We start from the raw sequence: 18,257 nt of genomic DNA, 5'->3' as shown, positions 1-18,257 counted from the left end.
GAACGGATCTTCCATGACCGGCACCCGAACGGGGGTGCGCCACTCCGAGCGGGCGTGCTAGTGGTGCCCGCCCGCCTCCGCCTCGGTCTTCTCCGCGGGCTGCTCCTCGTGCTGCGCGGGCGCGGCCTCCGCGGTCTTCGACGCGGGCTCCGCGGCCGGCGCCGCCTCGGGCTGCACGGAGTGCAGCACGATGTCCACGCGCCGGTTGTGCTCGATCGCGGCCTCGCCGCTGCCGGCCTTCGAGTTCTGCGAACCGTACGAGACGAACGAGATGTCGGCGGGGTCGACCGCCTTGTCCTCGAGCAGGTACTGCAGCACGCTGTTCGCCCGCGCGGAGGCGAGGAGCCAGTCGGTCTTCCAGACGCCCGCCGAGCCGTGCGGGTCGGCGTGGCCCTCGATCGTCACCACGCCCGCGTGCTTGTGCAGCGTGGGCGACAGCCGCTTGAGGACGTCGAGCGCCTGCGGCTGCAGGTCCGCGTCGTTGCCGCCGAAGTAGGTGCTGGAGCCGACGAGCGACAGCGTGATCGACTTCGCGCCGGCCTTCACCGTCACCTTGCCGGCGAGCCCGGCCGACTTCAGCTCGTCCGTGATCTCCTTCGCGCTCTGCATCAGCGCGATCGTGCTGTTGGAGAAGCCCTGGCCGTCCTTCTTGACGTCCTGCTTCCGCACGATGCCCTGGCTCTGGTCGACCTTCGTCGACTTCGTCGTGCCGAACCCGGAGGCGAGGGAGTTCTTCAGCTCGTCGTACTTCTTCTGGTTCACCGTCGAGAGCGCGTAGAGCACGATGAACAGCGCCATCAGCACGGTGATCATGTCCGCGTAGGACACCAGCCACCGTTCGTCGACGTGGTGCTCCTCCGCGTGGCCCTTCCTGCGGCGTCCGGACACGCTACGCCGCCGCCTCTGCCGCCTTCGGCGCCTTCGCGCCCTTGGCGGGCGCGCCCTTCGCCGCGGCCTTCGGCTGCTCGGAGGCCGGCAGCATGGCGTAGAGCTTCTCGGACAGCGTGCGCGGCTGGGCGCCGGACTGCACGGCCAGCACGCCCTCGGTGAGCAGCGTGAGGCGCTCGGACAGCAGGTCCGTCATCTTGCCGATGCGCGAGCCGATCGGCAGCCAGATGACGTTGGCCGTGAGCACGCCCCAGAGGGTCGCGACGAACGCCGAGGCGATCGACTCGCCCAGCGTCGACGGCTTGTCCAGGTTCTCGAGCACGTGGGTCAGCGACACCACCGTGCCGAGGATGCCGATGGTCGGGGCGTAACCGCCCATCGCCGCGAAGAACTTCGCGGCCGAGCGGCCGGTCTTCTCCATCGCGGCCGCCTCGTCCTCCATGAGGATCCGCAGCTCGTCCGCGTCCATGCCGTCCGCGACGTTCTGCAGCGCCTTCTTGAGGAACGGGTCCTTGATGTCCCCGGCCTTCGCCTCGAGCGCGAGCAGGCCCTCCTTGCGGGCGACCTCGGCGAGCTCGACGAGCTGCACGACGTCCTTGCCCATCTTGGGCGCCTTGTAGAGGAACGCCTTCGGGATCATCTTCAGCGAGCCGATGGTGTCGGCGAGCGTCGTGGAGGCCATGGCGGCGCCGATCGTGCCGCCGAAGACCAGGATCATCGGCGCTGCGAGCAGCAGCGACGTGATGTGGGCGCCCTCCATCGTCGCCATGACGACGAGCGCGCCGATGGCGATGACGATGCCGGCGATGGTCGCGGGATCCATCAGCGGCCTCCCACCGGGCGCACGGCGCCCTTCGCGCCGTCGACGACGCCGAAGCGGCGCGGCGACTTCGCGGTGGCCGGGACCGCCGCGGGCATGTCGAAGTGCATGGAGTGCGCGAGCGCGATCACCCGGGCGCGGTACTCCGCGATCTCGTCGATCACCTCGTCGATCGCCTCGGTCACGATGAAGGTCGTGCCGTCGACGAGCACGACCGTGGTGTCGGGCTGCTCCTGGATGCGTTCGATCAGGTCAGGGTTGACCGCGAACGTCGAGCCGTTCAGTCGTGTCAGCAGGATCATCGTCTCCCCCGTCATGGGTCGGCATCGCGCTCCGTCCGTGGAGCGCTCGTCGCCGTCTCAGCAGACAATCGGCATCCTGCGCCCGGCCGTCAGTGCCCGTCTGGCCCCACTCCGGGTCCTGGATCCCGTGCACGCGGCGCGGGGGCCGGCGCTGCCGCCGACCCCCGTGACCGTGCCGTCGCGACTAGCGCTTCAGCTGCATGAGCTCCTGCAGGATGTCGTCCGAGGTCGTGATGATCCGGGCGTTCGCCTGGAAGCCGCGCTGGGCGATGATCAGGTTCGTGAACTCCTGGCTGAGGTCCACGTTCGAGGCCTCGAGCGCACCGGACACCACGTCGCCGTAGCCGTCGGTCCCGGCCGTGCCGAGGCGCACCGACCCGGAGTTGAGCGTCTCCGTCATCGAGGAGTTCCCCGCCTTCGCGAGGCCTTCCGGGTTCGTGAAGACACCCACGGCGAGGCGCGCGATCGGCACGGTGGCGCCGTTGCTGAACGTGCCGCTGATCGTGCCGTCGGTGCCGAAGGCGACGGTGAGCAGCGTGCCCGCCGCGGTGCCGTTCTGGTCCGCGAAGTTCGGGGTGGTGAGACCTGCGTAGCCGGACATGCCGCTCAGGTCGACCTGGAGGCCGCCGACGGTCGCGGTCGTGTCACCGGTGAGCAGCGCGGATCCCGCCTTCACGGTCCCCGTCGCGGTGTCCGAGCCGTTCTTCATCGTGTACGACCAGTTGCCCGCGCCGTCGGCGACGAAGGTGGCGCTGAGCGTGCTCGCGGCGCCGTCCTTCGCGTAGACGGTGATGTCCCGCTCGAGCGAGGTGTCCTTCGCCGCGTCGACCGGCAGGTTCCCCGCCAGCGTCGCCCTGGTCGACTCCACGGCCGGGGCCACGGTGCCGGCGGGCAGGGTCAGCGTCTGCGGCCGGCCGCCGGTCGACACCGTGCCGTTCACGGCCGGCCAGCCCTGCACGAGCGCGCCGTCCGCGGTCGCGAGGCGGCCCTCCGAGTCCCAGTGGAAGGAGCCGTTGCGCGTGTAGAGCGTCTGCGACCCCTGGGTGGTGACGAAGTAGCCGTCGCCCGAGATCATCGCGTCCATGTTGTTCCCGGTGGTGGTCTGCGACCCCTCCGTGAGGTTGGTGCGCACGCCCGCGACGCGCACGCCGAGGCCGACCTGGTTCGGGTTGGTGCCGGCCTTCGCGCTGGTGGCGAGGCCCGCCGCGGAGACCGTCTGCGACAGCGCGTCCTCGAACTGCACGCTGGAGGACTTGAAGCCGACGGTGTTGACGTTGGCGATGTTGTTGGACGTGACGTCGAGCATCGTCTGCTCGGCGCGGAGCCCGGAGATGCCGGAGTAGAGGGAGCGGAGCACAGCGGTTCCTTTTCGGTGTCGGATGGTCGGCGGCCGCTGAGAGGCGGTCCGCCGATGTGTGGCCGTCCTGGCCGAGAAGTCGCCGTCATGGCTGCCGCAGGCGATGCGGCGTCGTGGGGGTGGAGGGGGTCTAGGCGGCGGTCACGCCGGTCACGGCCGACAGGCCGACCGTGCTCGTGCCGACGGTGAGCTGCGGCGTGCCGCTGCCCGAGAAGGAGACGGCGCTGACCTTGCCGGACTGTGCCAGCCCGGCCGAGTCGGTCCAGGAGACGGTGCGCCCGAGCATGCTGGTCGCGGTCGCCTGCATCTGCGTCTGGTAGTTGCTCGTCGAGGTGGCGTTGAGCGAGGTCATCTGCTCCATCGACGCCAGCTGCGCGGTCTGCGAGACCATCTGCGCGCTGTCCATGGGCGAGCTCGGGTCCTGGTTCGCCAGCTGGGTCACCAGCAGCTTGAGGAAGAGCTCGCTGTTGTACTCCTGGTTGGCCTTCGGCGTGGTGCTCGTGCCGCTGGTGTGGATGGCCGTGCCCTGCACGGGCGCGGTCGCACCGGTCGTCGTCGTCATGTCGGTCCTCTCAGGCGAGCACGTCGAGCAGGGCGCTGCCCGGGCTCGGGATCCGGCGGTCGGTCGGGGTGTCGTCGGCGGCCCGCGCGCCGGCGGTCCAGCCGGGGCGCTCGTCACGGGCGGCGCCGCCGCCCGTGCCGCCGGAGCCCGCGCCGAGCCAGGTGGTGGCGGCCTGCTGGCCGCGGCCGTCCTGCGCGGGCGCGTCGCCGGTGCCGAGGGCGAGCGTCGTGGCCGAGCCCGCCGCTCCGGCGCCGAGGTCGCGGCGCAGGTCGGTGAGCATGGTGCGGAGCGCGTCGCGGGCGTCGGTGGAGGCGGTGAAGAGCTGCACGCTGAGGTCGCCGTGGGACACGGTGGCGTGCACCGTGACCGGGCCGAGGTGCTCGGGGCTGACCCGCACGACGAGCACGTGCTCCCCCTCCGGCGCCGTGCGCAGCGACAGCAGCGGCCCCTGCAGCTGCTGCGCGACGGACGGCTCAGCGGTCGCCACGAGCGCGGGCGCGGCCTGCGGCGCGGCGACCGGAGCGGTCGGCGCGGGCTGCTGCGCGGCCGCGACGGGTGCGAGCTGCGCGGACGGGCTCGGCGCGGCGGGCTGATCGGTCACCGGTGCGACCGCTGCGGGGGCCGCAGCTGCGGCAGGGGCGGCTGCCGCAGTGGCGTCGGACGGTGCTGCGGATCCCGCCGCGGCGGCCGGGGCCTCCGCGGTGCGCTCGCCGCGACCCGGCGCGCCTGCGGGCCGGGCCGCACCGGCGGCTGCGGTCGCTGCGGCTGCGGTCGCTGCGGGTGCGGGTGCGGGCGCGGTCGCCGCGGCGACGGGCTGCGCGACTGGCGGCACCGCGGCGCCGAGCAGAGCCGCCCCGGCGTCGGCGGGGACCGCGGGCGCGGCATCAGCCGCGTCCTGCTCCTCCCCCGCTCGGACCGGCCGCGTGCCGGGCTTGCCGGGCGCGGCGGCACCGAGGACGGGTGCGGCGGCCGCCGTGTCGGCGGCGACCTCCTCGCCCGTCGACGGCTGCGCAGCGGCGGGGGCAGGCACCGCGACGGCGGTCGCCGGTGCTCCGGTCGCCGGCGCCGCGGTCGCCGCGGCGCCCGCGGCTGCGGCCTCGCCGGGCACGGGGGCCGTGGTCCCGGGCTGCTCGGGTGCCGCCGCGGCGGTGGTCGCGGCGCCGGTCGCCGCGCGGCCGAGCATCGCGGCGAGCGCGGCGGCGGCGCCGAGCAGGGCGGCGGGCTGCTGCATCGCGGAGGCAGCGGGCTGCGCGGGTGCGCCCTGGTCCTGGCCCTGGGGCGCCGGCTGGGCGCTCGCGCCCATCGCGGCGTCGAGCGCGGTGCCGAAGCCGCTCGCCGAAGTCGCGGACCCCTGCGCGGACGCAGGAACCGGTGCGACGGACGCGTCCGCGGGGGTGATCGTGAGTGCGGGCATCAGGCGGACGCTCCCAGCAGTGCGGCGCGCTGCGCGATGATCTGCTGCGCGGAGGCGGAGGAGGACGCGGCACCCGTGGCGGTGCCCGTGCCGGTGAGCCCGAAGGACGCGAGCATGCTGCTGAGCGAGGTGCCGGAGCCGCTCGAGTCGGCGCCGCCCGACGAGGTGTCGTACAGCCCGACGTCCGCGCCGTAGGTCGTGAGCATCGCCGTGGCCTTCATCGCGGCGGCCTGCGAGAGCCCGCTCGGGGTGGATCCGGAGGCCGGGGTGGACGAGGGCGCGGCGACCGCGTCGCCCGTCGCGGGCACGATGCGGCGGATCGTCGTGATGTCCGAGTCGTCGAACCACGCCTTCTGCACCGAGACGGTGCGGCCGGGGTACGGCGCGTGGATGACGGTGTCGTCGCCCATGTAGATCGCGATGTGGTCGCCGCCGTTCAGCACGATCAGGTCGCCCGGCTTCGCGTCCTTCAGCGAGTCGACCTTCTCCCCCAGCACCTTCTGCTCGTGCACGGTGCGGGGCACGTCGACGCCGAGCTTCCCGAACGCGGCCTGCACCAGCCCGGAGCAGTCGATGCCGCTCTTCGACTCGCCGCCGAGCACGTAGGGCACGCCCTTGTACTCGAGCGCGGCCTTGACGACGTCGCCGCCCGTCGCGCCGTTCGGCGAGACGAGGCCGCCGTCCGCGGACGCGGTGGCGGAGGTGGTCGGCGCGGCGGCCGAGGCGCCGTCGAGCGCGCTCGCGAACGACGAGGCGGAGCCGGCCGAGGTCGCCGTCGACGCGGCGTCCTTCAGCAGGCCGAGCTGCGCGAGGCGCGCCTGGATCGCCTGCATGTCGTTCATGACGTCCGCGTAGCTCATTCGGCGGCCTCGCGCTGCAGGCGGAGCCGGGCCCGGGAGGCGAGCTCGTCGAGGATCGTCTGCTCCGCGCGCAGCTCGGTCTCGCGCTCGGCCTCGTCGTGCTTCTCCTCGAGCTTCTCGACGGTGCGCACCTCGCGGCGCGCCAGCCGGTGGGCCTCCTCCGCGTCCGCGACGAGGCGGTGCTGCGTGAGCGCCAGGGCCTCGAGGTCGGACAGCATCGTGGAGGTGGAGGCGCGTGCGGCGGACAGCGCGTGGATGCCCCGCACGTCCTTCGCCTCGTGGGCGTGGTCGTCCAGCTGATCGAGCAGCTGGTGCCGCTCCTGCGCGAGCTCGGACGCCCGGGAGCGGGCGCGCACCATCTCGTGCGCCGCTCGCTCCTCCTTGAGGCGCCGGATCCGCAGCAGACCGGCGAGACCGAACATCGCCATCAGGCCAGCCCCATCGTCCTCACGAGCTGCGCGAGGCGCTGCCAGGCCTCGTCGGACGGCGTGACGTCCTCCATGTCCTGGCGCAGGAACGCCTCGATCTGCGCGGCGTGCGCGACCGCCGCGTCGACGCGCGGGTTCGAGCCGGCGGCGTAGGCGCCGACGTCGAGCAGGTCCTGCACGTTCTTCTGCGCGGCCAGCGCGCCGCGCAGCGCCGTCGCGACCGCGCGCTGCTCGCGCGAGGTGACGCGGGAGGCGACGCGGGACACGGAACCGAGCACGTCGATGGAGGGGAAGTGCCCGGCGGTCGCGAGCTTGCGGTCGAGCACGACGTGGCCGTCGAGGATCGAGCGGGCGGTGTCCGCGATCGGCTCGTTGTGGTCGTCGCCGTCGACGAGCACCGTGTAGACGCCGGTGACGGAGCCCACGGGGCCGGTGCCGGCGCGCTCCAGCAGACGCGCGAGCAGGCCGAAGACGCTCGGCGGGTAGCCCCGGGTGGCGGGCGGCTCGCCGGCGGCGAGGCCGATCTCGCGCTGGGCCATCGCGACGCGGGTCAGCGAGTCCATCATCAGCAGGGCGTGCGCGCCGGTGTCGCGGAACGACTCGGCGATGCGGGTCGCGGTGAACGCGGCGCGGGCGCGCGTGAGGGCCGGCTGGTCCGCGGTCGACACGACGACGACGGACCGGGCGAGGCCCTCCTCCCCCAGGTCGTCCTCGAGGAACTCGCGCACCTCGCGACCGCGCTCGCCGATCAGGGCGATCACGTTGACCTGCGCGTCCGTGCCGCGGGCGATCATCGACAGCAGCGACGACTTGCCGACGCCGGAGCCGGCGAAGAGGCCGATGCGCTGGCCGCGGCCGACGGTCGTGAGGGTGTCGAGCACGCGGACGCCGAGCGCGACCGGGGTGTCGATGCGGGCGCGCTCGAGGGCGGAGGGGGCCTCCGCGTCGACGGGCACGCGCGCGTCGAACTGGAGCGGGCCGCGGCCGTCGATCGGGCGGCCGGTCGCGTCGAGCACGCGGCCGAGCAGGCCGTAGCCGGTCGGCACGGTCATGCGGCGGCCGGTCGCGCGGACGGGGGCGCCGACGCGCAGCGAGTCGATGCGGTCGACCGGCATGACGGTCAGGCCGTCCGCGGCGACCGCGACGACCTCCGCGCGGGCGCGCTGCTCGCCGACGTGCACGATCTCGCCCGTCGACGCCTCGATGCCGCGCACGGTGATGCCGAGCCCGACGACGGAGGCCACGCTGCCCAGGCGCTCGGGGCGCGCGGGCTCCCGCAGCGCGTCGAGCCGGCCGGCGATCCTGGCGCTCACTCGTCGCCGCCCAGCAGCGCGCGGCGCACGCGGTCGACCGCGCTCGCGATGCACGCGTCGACGACGCCGTCGGGCAGGTCGACCATCGCGTCGCCGCGGGCGACGCGCGGGTCCGGCAGCAGCTGCAGCCCGGCCTCGTCGGAGGCGACCATCGAGACGAGCTCGAGGTCGTCCGGGTGCATGCGCACGATACGCACGGGCACCGGGCCCGCGGCCTCGAGCGCGCGGCGCAGCGCCGCGACGGCCGCGCCCTCGCGGTCCTCCGCGATCGCGCGGCCGAGGATCATGCCCGCGATCTCGAGCGCGGCCGCGAGCACGGCCTCCTCGGTGCCCTCGAGGGACATCGCGGTGTGGGCGTTCAGCTCGCCGGCTGCCCGGCGCACCGCGCCGAGCGCCGACTGCAGGCCGTCGATCTGCTCGCCGAGCACGCGGTCCGCCTCGGCGCGCAGCGCGTCACGGTCCGCCGAGAGCGTCTCGGTGGCGGCCTTGCGGCCCGCGGCGTAGCCCGCCGCGTGCCCCTGCACGCGGGCGCGCTCCCGCACCTCCGGCGTCTCGTCCTTGACGAGCTCCGGGTACGCGAGCGGCGTCATGCGCACCGCGACGGGGCGCGTGCGCAGGTCGTCGTCGGCGGAGGCGTAGCCGGGCGTGACGCGCGGGATCGCCGGGGCGGGCCGGGCGGGGGCGGGCTGCGGCGCCGACCCCAGCTCGGGGAACGCGATGGGAGCGAACGAGGTGCTAGTCGACATACTCATCCTCTTCTTCGGCGGCCTGCTCCACGGGGAGCTCGGTCTCGTCGGCCGCGCCCGGTTCGGGCGCCGTCTTCTTCAGCTCGAGCCCGGCGGTGCCGGCCAGCTCGCGCATCGCGCGCACGAGCAGGTTCCTGGCGTCCTCGACCTGGCTCTTCTTCACGCGCCCGAGCTCGCCGGCCTCCTCGGCCAGCGCCTCCCGGTTGCGCTCCGACATGTTGGAGGTGATCGCGGTGGCGATCTCCGGGTCCGCGCCCTTGAGGGCGAGGGCGATCGTGCCGAGCTCGATGCCGCGCAGCAGCTGCTGCACGTCGCGGTCCTGCAGGCGCGAGATGTCCTCGAACGAGAGCAGCTTCGCGCGGACCTCGTCGGCGAGGTGGCCGTCGCGGTCGCGCAGGCCCTCGAGCAGGGCGCCCTCGTCGGCCGGCGCGGCGCGGTTCATGATGTCGACGAGCGGCTGCACGCGCAGCGGGGCGGGACCGCCCTCCGCGTCGTCGTCCTCGTCGACGATCACCGTCTCCGACGCGGCGACCTTCGCCCGGCCCCGCAGCACGCCGGCCACGACTCGCCCGGCCTCCGGCGCGGGCGAGCCCATGGTGGCGATGGCCTGCGCGATGTCGACGCGGCGGTCGCCCTCGTGCAGCATCAGGATCTTGGCGGCCTGCTCGGGGCCGAGCTGCACGAGCACGAAGGCCACCGTCGCGGCGGTGTCGGCCTCGAGCAGGGCGACGATCCGGTCGGCCTCGAGCTCCTCGAGGAACGCGAATGACGCGCTCGCCTCCGGCGCGGAGATGCGCTCGAGCAGGTCCGCGGCGCGCTCGCCCTCGAAGCTCGCCTCGATCAGCTCGGTGGCGATGTCGTGGCCGGTGCGCTCGCCCGGCTCGTCCGCGCGGGACGCGACCTCACGGAACGCCTGGATCGCCGACTCGGCGTCGGCGCCGGAGACCCGGCGCATGCGCGCCATCTCCGCCGTGATCTCGTCCTGCTCCTCGAGGCTGAACGTCTTCAGCACGGCGGAGGCGCGCTCGGTGCTCATGTTCATGAGCACGAGCGCGGCCTTCTGCATCCCGGTCAGCTCCGGGACGTCGAGGGTGTCCTGGGTCACACGCCCGCCCGATCACCCATCAGCGCGCGGAGGTACTCCGCCGTCTGCTCGGGGTCCGTGCCGGCGAGCGCGTCCACGTCCGCCTGCATCTGCGAGAAGGGGCTGTTGAGCGCCACCGTGGGCGCGTCGCCCGGGTAGGAGGAGGCGAGCGCACCGGCCCCGGCGAGGCCGCCGAGCTGCGCGGTCGGCGCGTAGCCGCCGAGCACCGGGTCGCCGCCGAGGGGCACCACGTTCAGCTCGCCGGCGTCGCGCACGGTGGGCTCGGGACGCTTGAACAGCTTGCGCACGAGACCCATGAGCAGCACGAGCAGCACGAGGCCGCCGACCACCTTGATCGCCGTCGTGATGATGTCGGTCATCTGGCCGGCGCTCTGCGCGGCCTGCGACTGCTTCAGCGCCGACGCGGCCGACTTCGCCGCGGCGTTCGAGAACGCGACCGAGGTGACGGAGACGACGTCGCCGCGGGCGGTGTTCACGCCGGCGGCGTTCGACACCATCTGCTGCAGCTGCGTGGCCGAGATCTGCGAGGCGACCGCCGAGTTCAGCGCGACCGCGATCGTCTGCCGGTTGAGGGTGCCCGGCGTGATGGTCTGGTCGGTCGTCGTCTTGTCGACGGCGTTGTTCTTGACGCTCTGCACCTGCTGGTACGAGGGCGAGCCCGACCCGGAGCCGCTCGTGGAGCTGTTGCCGCCGGTCGACGTGTCGGTCGTGTCCGTGCCGAGCACGCCGCTCGCGCCGTTGGCGCCGGCGGCCGCGCCGCCGCCGTTCGCGTACTTCGTGCTGTTGGTGGACTCGGAGAGCGCCGGCGCCTGCTGCGGCGTCGAGTAGGTCTCGCTGTGCTTCGTGCCGCTGGAGCTCGACACGTCCGCCGCGACGGTCACGACCGCGTTGCCGGGGCCGAGCACCTTGTCGAGCATCGCCTGCACGGCGGCCTTCGTGCTCGTCTCGTACTCCGCGGCCGCGTCGGACGAGCCGCCCGCGGTGCCCCCGCCGACGGCAGACAGCGTGTCGCCCTTCTGGTCGACGACCGAGACGTTGTCGGTGGTGAGGCCGGGGTAGGCGGCCGCGACGAGGTGCACGATCGCGTTGACCTGGTCGGTGGACAGCGAGGTCGCCGCGTTGACGAAGACGGACGCGGTCGGGTCCTCCTTCTCGTCCGTGAACACGGACTGCTGCGGGATCGCGAGCTGCACGGAGGCCGACGAGACGCCGTCGATGCCCTCGATCGTCTTGGCGAGCTCGCCCTCGATCGCGCGCTTGTAGGTGACGTTCTGCTGGAACTCGCTCGCGGTCACGCCCATGTCGTCCAGCAGCGAGTAGCCGCCGGCACCGGAGGAGAGCAGGCTCGCGGTCGCGAGGCGCTCCTGCGCGACGCTCTCGGCCGGCACGAAGATCGTGGTGCCGTCGCTCGACAGCGTGTAGTCGACCTTGTCCTTCGTGAGCTGGGCCGTGACGCCCGACGCCTCCGAGGCGGAGATGCCCGAGTAGAGGACCTGGTAGGTCGGCTTCGAGAGCTGGCTCGCCAAGGCGACGCCGCCGAGCACGAGCACGGCGACGCCGATGATCGCGATGGTGCGCTGCGCGACCGTGAACTGCTTCACGATCTCCAGTGCGCGCGTCCCCGCGCCGTTGAGCCGCTTCATCAGGCCTGCATCCGCATGATCTCGTTGAACGCGTCGACGCCCTTGTTGCGCACGGCGGAGACGAGCTCCATCGTCACCTGGGCGCGGGTCGCCGCGAGGGTGGCCTGGTGGATGTCGGTGAGATCACCGGTGACGGCCTTGACCGCCAGCGTGTCCGCCGTGCTCTGCAGCGCGGACAGGTTGTCGACCGCGCCGCCCAGCACCGAGCTGAACGAGGTGCCGGACGCGCCGGAGGTGCCGGGGACGCCGAGCTGCGTGGAGGTGGTGCCGGCGACGCCGGTGAGGCTGTTGATCCCGGACAGCGGGGAGATGGAGGTCATCAGCTCCTGCCGATCTGGAGGGCGGCCTCGTACGTGGTCTTGGCGCGGTCGACGACCGCGGCGTTCGCCTGGTAGCCGCGCTGGGCCATGATCAGCGTCGACATCTGCTCGCCGAGGTCGATGTCGGGCATGCGCACGTAGCCGCTCTTGTCGGCGACCGCGTTCGTGGGGTCGTACACGAGGCGCCCCTGCGCGTCGCCGTGGGCGACGGCCGCGACGGCGACGCCGTTCTCGCCGCCCTGGTCCTGGACCTCGAGGTACTCGGCCTGGAAGGCGGCGCCGGAGGTGGCCTTCGCGGTGTTGACGTTCGCGATGTTGTTCGAGATCGCGTTGAGCCACGCCTGGTGGGTGTTGAGCGCCGAGGCGGCGATGTTGATCGCGTCCATCAGCTGGTCCGCATCGCGGTCTGGGTCGCGCTGAAGTCCATGTTCACCGCGCGGGTGGCGAACTGGTACCGCAGGACCGTCTCGATGTTGTTCAGCGTCTCGGAGTCGAGGCTGACGTTGTTCCCGTTCTGCTGGGTGGGCGCCTGCGACGTCGTCGTCGTGGCCACCGCCGTGCCGTCGCCGCCCTGCACCGAGTTCGCGAGCGCGCTCTCGAAGGAGACGAGCTTCGCGTGGTAGTTCGGCGTGTTCACGTTCGCGATGTTCTGCGCGATGGTGCGCTGCCGCAGCGCGAGCCCGTCGAGCGCGCTCGTGAGCGCGTTCGTGGTGACCGAATCGAACACGGAGGAGTCCGTCCTTGCGAGGGAGGGGGCGGCCGATCCGTGGCCTGGTCTATCGAGCGATCCATGCTCGACGACCTGAAACTAGGCGCAACCTTCAACTAGACATGGAACCAACGCACCCCCCGTTCGGGTGTGTCGCGGCCCCCACTTCTGCCGCCCCGCTCATCGGCTGCTCCATCCCCTCCATCGCGGCGTGTCGACGCGGGAAGCGGCGAGCGGTGCGGCTGAGGGGATCGTGCGACGATGCCCGGATGGACGAGCGCGTCGTGCGGAAGCTGCTGCTCGAGCAGGACCTCGGATGGGACCCCACCGGGCGGGTCGAGGTGCGGCGCATCACCATGGCGCCGAACGCGGCGGCGGGCCGGCATCGGCACAACGGGCCGGTGCTCGGCACGATCGAGCGCGGCTCCGTGCTGTTCCAGGTCGAGGGCGGCGACGCCGTCGTCCTCGGCGCGGGTCAGGCGTTCGCGGAGCCGGCGGACGCGGTGATCGAGCACTTCGACGCCACCGACGAGGGCGTCGTGTTCACCGCGGTCTTCCTGCTGCGCGCGGGCGAGCAGGGCGAGCTCGAGCTCCTGGACTGAGCTCCTCCGTTTCGCAGGGAGGCTCGCCTGCAAGACGGAGGCGGGTCAGCCCAGGCGGTCGACGTAGACCGGCGGAGCGGTCGCGGCGCGGTACTGCGGGCGGCGCACGGCGCGCATCGACGCGGCGACGACCTGCTGCTCCTCGCGGATGCGCCCGAGCAGCGCGCGCTGCCGCGTGAGGATGCGCGTGGCCCGGTGCTGGTCGTCGGCGCTCATCGGCGCCGGCTGCACGGCCGGCGGCTCCCACCCCTCGAGGGCGGCGAGGTCGCCGGACTCCGCCGCCTCGACCCGGTGCTCCAGGTCGTCGAGCACGGGGGCCCAGGGGTCCCAGGGCCCCGCCGGGTCGGTGGATATCGACGCGGCCTCCGGGACGGACTCAGCCAACGGCGTCCCTCCGGAGGGCCGCCTCCTGCATCGAGACCTTGAGCGCCGCCTCGTGCCAGGCGGTGCGCAGCGGCTCGAGCAGGGTGATGCACTCGCGCGTCTTCACGACGTCGCGCTGCACGTTCGCCTGCACCATGCCGGTCAGCACGTAGTTGTAGACGGCGAGCAGTCCGGGACCGCCGTCCCAGACCTCGGGTCGCAGCGAGCCGACGAGCTCCGCGACGATCTCCTGCGCGTGCAGCAGCTGCGCGGACGCGAGCGACCAGTCCTCGCCGAGCTGCGCGGCCTCCGCGCGGGCGAGGTCCAGCAGCAGGCGGTCGTAGAGCATGACCAGCAGGCGCGCGGGCGACGCGCTGAGCACGGAGTCGCGGTTGTAGAGGCTGCGCGCGGCGGCGAGGTTCGAGGGAGGCATCGCGGTCCTACTTGCTCTGGTAGTTGGTCGTCAGGCCGTTGATCTGGCCGGTGAGGTAGCTCGACTGCGAGCTGAGGCTGTTGAGCGCGAGCTCCATGGCGTTGAACTGCGCCTGGTACTGCGCCTGGATCGTCGCGAGGCGGGTGTCCCAGTCGCTGATCTGGGTGGTGAGCGTCGACTGCGTGCCCTGCTCGGACGCGACCTTCTGGCTGAGCGTTCCGGAGGACGGTGCGGAGGCGGTCGAGGCGGCGTCGGCGACGCGCTGCGCGATCCGCTGGTACATCGCGGTCGTGCCGGCCGGGTCCTGCTTCATCGCCGCGGCGAAGGCGTTCTGGTCGAAGGAGACCGAGCCGTCCTTCGACAGCACGATGCCGATGGACGAGGGCGACTTCCCCGTCACGGGGTCCTGGCCGGTCGCCGCGGTCAGCAGCGCGTCCTTGACGAGGCGCACCGAGGAGTCGCCGGTGAAGACCCCGCCCGAGGTCGAGGTGGTGCTCGTGCTGCCGCTCGTGCTCGAGCTGGTCGTGATCGCGGACGCGGACGCGATGCCCGAGAAGACGGTCGCGAGCCCGGTGACGAGCGCCTGAGCGGAGGTCGTCGCCGCGGTCGCATCGGCGGCGACCGCGACCGAGACGGGCGTGCTGCTCAGCGCGGCGACCGAGACCGAGAGACCGCCGGGCAGTGCGGCGAAGGTGTTCGTCGAGGACGACACGGTCTGCGCGGCCGTGCTGCCCGGGTAGAGCGTGATCTGCGCGTCCTGCGCCTTCGTCACCTGCACGAGCGGGACGCTGGAGGTCGACGACTGCTGCGCGGTCGGATCGGTGCTGGAGCCGGTGAAGACCGAGAACGCACCCGCCGATCCTCCGGTCGTCGCGGAGAGCTGGATGCGCCACTGCGGGGTGCCGTCCGCCGCCTTGCCGGCTGCCACCTTGCTCGCGGACACCCCGGCACCTGCGGTGTTGATGGCGCTCACCATGTCGTCGACCGACGCGGACGCCGCGGTGACCTTCACCCCGGTGCCGCTGCCGACCTGCAGCGTGATGACGTGGTCGGCGGAGGCGAACGCCGAGGTGTCCGTCATCGTGCCCGTCACCGACAGCTGCGTCTGCGCGAGCGAGTCGACCGTGAACTGCGTGATGCCGGCGGTCGCGCCGGACGACGCGGACGCAGTTGCCGCGGAGGAACTGCTCGTCGTCGTGAAGGAGGTGAGCGCGTTCGCCGAGAGCGCCGACTTCGCCGTCGTCGCGATTCCCGCGATGGCGGTGTTCAGCGACTGCAGCGCGGACGTGTGGGTCTGCAGCGAGGTCAGCTGCGTCTTCAGCAGCGACTGCGGCTGCGACTCGATGGACATCAGCTTGGTGATGATGCCGCTGGTGTCGAGACCGCTGGAGAGCCCCGAGAGGCCGAGACCGGTGAGGGAGGTCGTGCTGATGCTCGCGCTGGCCACCGTTCAGTCCTTCCCGGGATGTGAGAGAAGCCGGTACGACGGCGCCGAGGGCGCCGTCGTACCGGCCGGGTTCCTACGCGTCAGCCGAGCAGCTTCAGCGCCAGCTGCGGCAGCGAGTTCGCCTGGGCGAGCATCGCGGTGCCGGACTGGGACAGGATGTTCGCGCGCGAGTAGCTGACCATCTCCGACGCCATGTCGACGTCGGTGATGCGGCTCTTCGCAGCGGTCAGGTTGGTGATCGACGTGTTGATCGTCGACACCGCGCTGGCGAACCGGTTCTCGAGCGCGCCGATGGCGGCACGAGCGTTCGACACGTTCTTCAGCTGCAGGTCGATCGCGGTGATCGCGGCCTGGGCGTGGTCGGCGGTGTCGAACTGGATGCCCGTGTTCGCCGCACCCGTGGTGCCCGCGCCGAGCTTGGTCGACGAGACCGTGCCGGCGTCCTTGGCCGTGACCAGCACACCGGTGGCGGCGCCGTTGACGTCCTTGACGACGGTCGAGGTGAAGTTCGACGCGAAGCCCGTGTTGGCGTTGAGCTGGTCCGAGAACGCCTGGAACGAGGCGGGCGCGGCGGCGAAGGTCACCGAGTTGGTGGTCGCCGTGCCGTTCGCGTTGGTGCTCTTGAAGTCGACCACGTCACCGGCCGCGGGCAGCGTCGTCCAGCTGGTGCCGGTGGACGTGGTGCCGTTGTTCAGCGCCGTCGCGATGTTCGTCAGGTTCGCGCCGGACAGGTTGACCGTGATGCGGCTGGCCGCGTCGCCGTCGGCACCGATCTGGAACTTCATGTTGTTGGTCGAGCCGTCGAGCAGCTTCTGGCCGTTGAAGTTCACCGAGGTGCTGAGACGCGAGAGCTCGTCCGTGATGGACGTGGCCTCGGTCGCGATCGCCGAACGGGCGGTCGTGCTGTTCGAGTCGTTCGCCGCCTGGACCGCCAGGTCGCGGAGCCGGCCGAGGAGGGACTGCGTCTGCGTCAGGGCGCCGTCGGCGGTCTGGACGACCGAGACACCGTCCTGCGCGTTGCGCGCCGCCTGGGTCAGACCCGAGACCTGCGAGCCCAGCTGGGTCGCGATGGTCAAGCCCGCCGCGTCGTCACCCGCGTTGTTGATGCGCAGACCGCTCGAGAGCTTCTCGAGCGACTTCGACAGCGAGTTCTGCACCCCCTGCAGGTTCTTGTACGTGTTGAGCGCATCGAGGTTGGTGTTGATGCTGAATCCCATTTGAGTTCCTCCGTGATTCGGGATCTGGTCTGCGGTCCATCCGTGGTCCGACGCGAATGGCTATCGGCCTGATCGTCAGGCCCGTTAGCCGTTCGCCCCGAAGTAGGGGCAGAACAGGCGGGAAAGCGTTCTAAGCGGTGCGTTCGGAAAGGAATGCGGGCGCGGCCGGCTGGGCCATCCGCGCGCTCGAAGTCTCAGCGAGGCGTGCCAGGTAGGCCGCGCGGCGCGCCGGAGCGAACTTCTGCTGCTCGTCGAGACGGGGCACCGGGCCGGTCGAGTACTGCGTCTCGAGGCCGTGCCGCATGAGCCGGATCGCCTCCGACCGCTGCTGCGACACCGCGGAGTGCGTCAGCCCGAGCTCGACGGCGAGCTCGCCCACCGCGCGGTCGTGGAAGTAGATCTGCTCGACGATGTAGCGCATCTTCGCGGGCAGGCTCGTCACCGCGGCCGTGACGTAGCGGGTGCGCTCGGTCTCGAGCACCACGTCCTCCGGGCTCGCCGCCTCCGCCGCGATCGTGTCGGCGATCGTGTCGTCGAGGGAGGAGACGGAGTGCGAGGCGCCGGACAGCGCCTCCATGGCGGCCTTCCGGTCCACCCCGAGCGACTCGGCGACCTCGTCGACGCTCGGTGCGCGGCCGAGCGCGTTCGTCAGCGACTCCTGCACGGTCAGCGACTCGCGGATCTTCTTCCGCGCCGTCCGCGACGCCCAGTCCGCCGAGCGCATCTCGTCGGCGATCGCGCCGAGGATGCGGCGGCGCGCGAACGCGCCGAACGGCACGCCCTGCGTCGGGTCGAAGCTGTCGGCCGCGAGCACGAGGCCCAGCGCGCCGGCCGACGCGAGCTCGTCGCGGGAGAGGTGCGTGGCCTTCCGCGCCACCTCGTTCACGAGGTAGCCGACGATCGCGAGGTTGTCGCGGACCAGCGCATCGCGCTCGGTTCGTGTGCCCATTCGAGGATTCCTTGTCCTGCCCGGCCATCCATGGCGGCTCGTCCTGACTGGACGCTAGGGGCGGGCCCGCGATCGCGCCCCTCGCGCCGCGCCCCCAGTAGGGGGACGTGGCCGATGCGTGCACGGCTCCCCCCGTTCGGGGGCGCGTGGCCCTCCCGGCCCCGAACGCGGGGCGCCCGTACGCTCCACGGCGACGCGAGTCCCCTTACATGCGCGGCCGAGCCGCCGATGGTGAGGGTGCGGCGTGCGGTACGACGCGGAAGACACCTGCCTGGAGGAATCGATGAGCGTGAACGACCTCTCGACCCTGCTGTGGCGTGAGCGCGAGCTGCTCGAGATGCTCGTCTTCAAGCTGGAGGAGGAGCAACTGCTGCTCACCGCCGGCCGGTCGAAGTGGCTGCACCACGCGACCCGCGAGGTCGAGCAGGTGCTCGGGCACCTCCGCACCGCGGGCATCGAGCGGACGGTCGAGGCCTCCCTCGTCGCGGTGGGGTGGAACCTGCCGGAGGACGCGACGCTGCGGCAGCTCGCCGAGGGCGCGCCCGACGAGGCGTGGCGCGACGTCCTGCTCTCCCACCTGACGGCGCTGACCGCGCTGACGTCGCAGATCGCGGACCTGCGCGACACGAACCTCACCTACCTCCGCGCCGCCACCCGCGCGACGCAGGAGACGCTGGCCGGCTTCGGCACCGCACCCGCCGAGCCCGTCGGGTACGGCGCCCGCGGCCCGCGCGTGCCGGTCGTCTCCGGCGCCCGGCTGTTCGACCGGCAGGGCTGAT

22 protein-coding genes are annotated in these 18,257 nt (G+C 72.5%); 2 read left to right on the top strand and 20 right to left on the bottom strand.

The window, feature by feature from the left end; translation table 11 throughout:
• Window positions 1–57 precede the first annotated feature (57 nt).
• The 15 genes from ABEA53_RS11220 to ABEA53_RS11150 form a co-directional block, all read right to left on the bottom strand.
• The gene (locus ABEA53_RS11220; protein ID WP_345481256.1) at window positions 58–888 is read right to left on the bottom strand and encodes a flagellar motor protein MotB; all 831 of its coding nucleotides are present in this window, start codon (window positions 886–888) and stop codon (window positions 58–60) included.
• Window position 889: 1 nt separating this feature from the next.
• Window positions 890–1,711 (bottom strand): motility protein A, encoded by an 822-nt coding sequence (locus ABEA53_RS11215; protein WP_345481255.1) that lies wholly within the window; start codon window positions 1,709–1,711, stop codon window positions 890–892.
• Window positions 1,711–2,025, bottom strand: a complete 315-nt coding sequence (locus ABEA53_RS11210; RefSeq protein WP_345481254.1) for a flagellar FlbD family protein — start codon at window positions 2,023–2,025, stop codon at window positions 1,711–1,713. The genes ABEA53_RS11215 and ABEA53_RS11210 overlap by 1 nt, the downstream gene beginning before the upstream one ends.
• Window positions 2,026–2,194: 169 nt before the next feature.
• On the bottom strand, window positions 2,195–3,367 hold the full coding sequence (locus ABEA53_RS11205) for a flagellar hook protein FlgE (protein WP_345481253.1): 1,173 nt from the start codon (window positions 3,365–3,367) through the stop codon (window positions 2,195–2,197).
• 130 nt (window positions 3,368–3,497) lie between these two features.
• Complete coding sequence (locus ABEA53_RS11200) at window positions 3,498–3,929, bottom strand: flagellar hook capping FlgD N-terminal domain-containing protein (RefSeq protein WP_345481252.1); 432 nt, start codon at window positions 3,927–3,929, stop codon at window positions 3,498–3,500.
• 10 nt (window positions 3,930–3,939) lie between these two features.
• Entirely contained in the window at window positions 3,940–5,343 is a 1,404-nt protein-coding gene (locus ABEA53_RS11195) for a flagellar hook-length control protein FliK (protein ID WP_345481251.1), read from the bottom strand.
• Complete coding sequence (locus ABEA53_RS11190; protein ID WP_345481250.1) at window positions 5,343–6,185, bottom strand: C40 family peptidase; 843 nt, start codon at window positions 6,183–6,185, stop codon at window positions 5,343–5,345. The genes ABEA53_RS11195 and ABEA53_RS11190 overlap by 1 nt, the downstream gene beginning before the upstream one ends.
• Window positions 6,186–6,199: 14 nt before the next feature.
• Window positions 6,200–6,631 (bottom strand): flagellar FliJ family protein, encoded by a 432-nt coding sequence (locus ABEA53_RS11185; RefSeq protein ID WP_345481249.1) that lies wholly within the window; start codon window positions 6,629–6,631, stop codon window positions 6,200–6,202.
• Window positions 6,631–7,944, bottom strand: a complete 1,314-nt coding sequence (locus tag ABEA53_RS11180; protein WP_345481248.1) for a FliI/YscN family ATPase — start codon at window positions 7,942–7,944, stop codon at window positions 6,631–6,633. The genes ABEA53_RS11185 and ABEA53_RS11180 overlap by 1 nt, the downstream gene beginning before the upstream one ends.
• Window positions 7,941–8,690, bottom strand: coding sequence for a FliH/SctL family protein (locus tag ABEA53_RS11175; protein ID WP_345481247.1), 750 nt, complete (start codon window positions 8,688–8,690; stop codon window positions 7,941–7,943). The genes ABEA53_RS11180 and ABEA53_RS11175 overlap by 4 nt, the downstream gene beginning before the upstream one ends.
• Window positions 8,680–9,795, bottom strand: a complete 1,116-nt coding sequence (locus ABEA53_RS11170) for a flagellar motor switch protein FliG (RefSeq protein WP_345481245.1) — start codon at window positions 9,793–9,795, stop codon at window positions 8,680–8,682. Before ABEA53_RS11170 ends, ABEA53_RS11175 begins: the two co-directional genes overlap by 11 nt.
• Window positions 9,792–11,438: a flagellar basal-body MS-ring/collar protein FliF gene (gene fliF, locus ABEA53_RS11165; protein WP_345481244.1), complete on the bottom strand. Its 1,647-nt coding sequence runs from the start codon at window positions 11,436–11,438 to the stop codon at window positions 9,792–9,794. Before fliF ends, ABEA53_RS11170 begins: the two co-directional genes overlap by 4 nt.
• Window positions 11,438–11,758, bottom strand: coding sequence for a flagellar hook-basal body complex protein FliE (fliE, locus tag ABEA53_RS11160; RefSeq protein WP_345481243.1), 321 nt, complete (start codon window positions 11,756–11,758; stop codon window positions 11,438–11,440). The genes fliF and fliE overlap by 1 nt, the downstream gene beginning before the upstream one ends.
• Window positions 11,758–12,144: a flagellar basal body rod protein FlgC gene (locus tag ABEA53_RS11155; RefSeq protein WP_345481242.1), complete on the bottom strand. Its 387-nt coding sequence runs from the start codon at window positions 12,142–12,144 to the stop codon at window positions 11,758–11,760. Before ABEA53_RS11155 ends, fliE begins: the two co-directional genes overlap by 1 nt.
• Window positions 12,144–12,485 (bottom strand): flagellar basal body rod protein FlgB, encoded by a 342-nt coding sequence (locus tag ABEA53_RS11150; protein ID WP_345481241.1) that lies wholly within the window; start codon window positions 12,483–12,485, stop codon window positions 12,144–12,146. Before ABEA53_RS11150 ends, ABEA53_RS11155 begins: the two co-directional genes overlap by 1 nt.
• A 251-nt stretch (window positions 12,486–12,736) precedes the next feature.
• Between ABEA53_RS11150 and ABEA53_RS11145 the strand changes: the two genes are divergently transcribed.
• Window positions 12,737–13,069, top strand: coding sequence for a cupin domain-containing protein (locus ABEA53_RS11145; protein WP_345481239.1), 333 nt, complete (start codon window positions 12,737–12,739; stop codon window positions 13,067–13,069).
• Between the two features lie 45 nt (window positions 13,070–13,114).
• Here ABEA53_RS11145 and ABEA53_RS11140 read toward each other — a convergent pair whose 3' ends face one another.
• The 5 genes from ABEA53_RS11140 to ABEA53_RS11120 form a co-directional block, all read right to left on the bottom strand.
• Window positions 13,115–13,453, bottom strand: a complete 339-nt coding sequence (locus tag ABEA53_RS11140) for a hypothetical protein (protein WP_345481238.1) — start codon at window positions 13,451–13,453, stop codon at window positions 13,115–13,117.
• Window positions 13,446–13,865, bottom strand: coding sequence for a flagellar export chaperone FliS (gene fliS, locus ABEA53_RS11135; protein WP_345481236.1), 420 nt, complete (start codon window positions 13,863–13,865; stop codon window positions 13,446–13,448). The genes ABEA53_RS11140 and fliS overlap by 8 nt, the downstream gene beginning before the upstream one ends.
• A 7-nt stretch (window positions 13,866–13,872) precedes the next feature.
• Complete coding sequence (gene fliD, locus ABEA53_RS11130) at window positions 13,873–15,312, bottom strand: flagellar filament capping protein FliD (protein WP_345481234.1); 1,440 nt, start codon at window positions 15,310–15,312, stop codon at window positions 13,873–13,875.
• 80 nt (window positions 15,313–15,392) lie between these two features.
• Entirely contained in the window at window positions 15,393–16,529 is a 1,137-nt protein-coding gene (locus tag ABEA53_RS11125) for a flagellin N-terminal helical domain-containing protein (RefSeq protein WP_345481233.1), read from the bottom strand.
• 130 nt (window positions 16,530–16,659) lie between these two features.
• Complete coding sequence (locus tag ABEA53_RS11120) at window positions 16,660–17,478, bottom strand: sigma-70 family RNA polymerase sigma factor (RefSeq protein ID WP_345481232.1); 819 nt, start codon at window positions 17,476–17,478, stop codon at window positions 16,660–16,662.
• A 283-nt stretch (window positions 17,479–17,761) separates the two neighbouring features.
• Between ABEA53_RS11120 and ABEA53_RS11115 the strand changes: the two genes are divergently transcribed.
• On the top strand, window positions 17,762–18,256 hold the full coding sequence (locus ABEA53_RS11115) for a flagellar protein FlgN (protein WP_345481231.1): 495 nt from the start codon (window positions 17,762–17,764) through the stop codon (window positions 18,254–18,256).
• Window position 18,257 lies beyond the last annotated feature (1 nt).

Origin of the sequence: Amnibacterium soli, assembly GCF_039544415.1 — a bacterium.
GTDB classification, from domain to species: domain Bacteria; phylum Actinomycetota; class Actinomycetes; order Actinomycetales; family Microbacteriaceae; genus Amnibacterium; species Amnibacterium soli.
The sequence above is the reverse complement of the archived record's forward strand: the minus strand, read 5'-3'. Positions and strand labels throughout refer to the sequence as shown.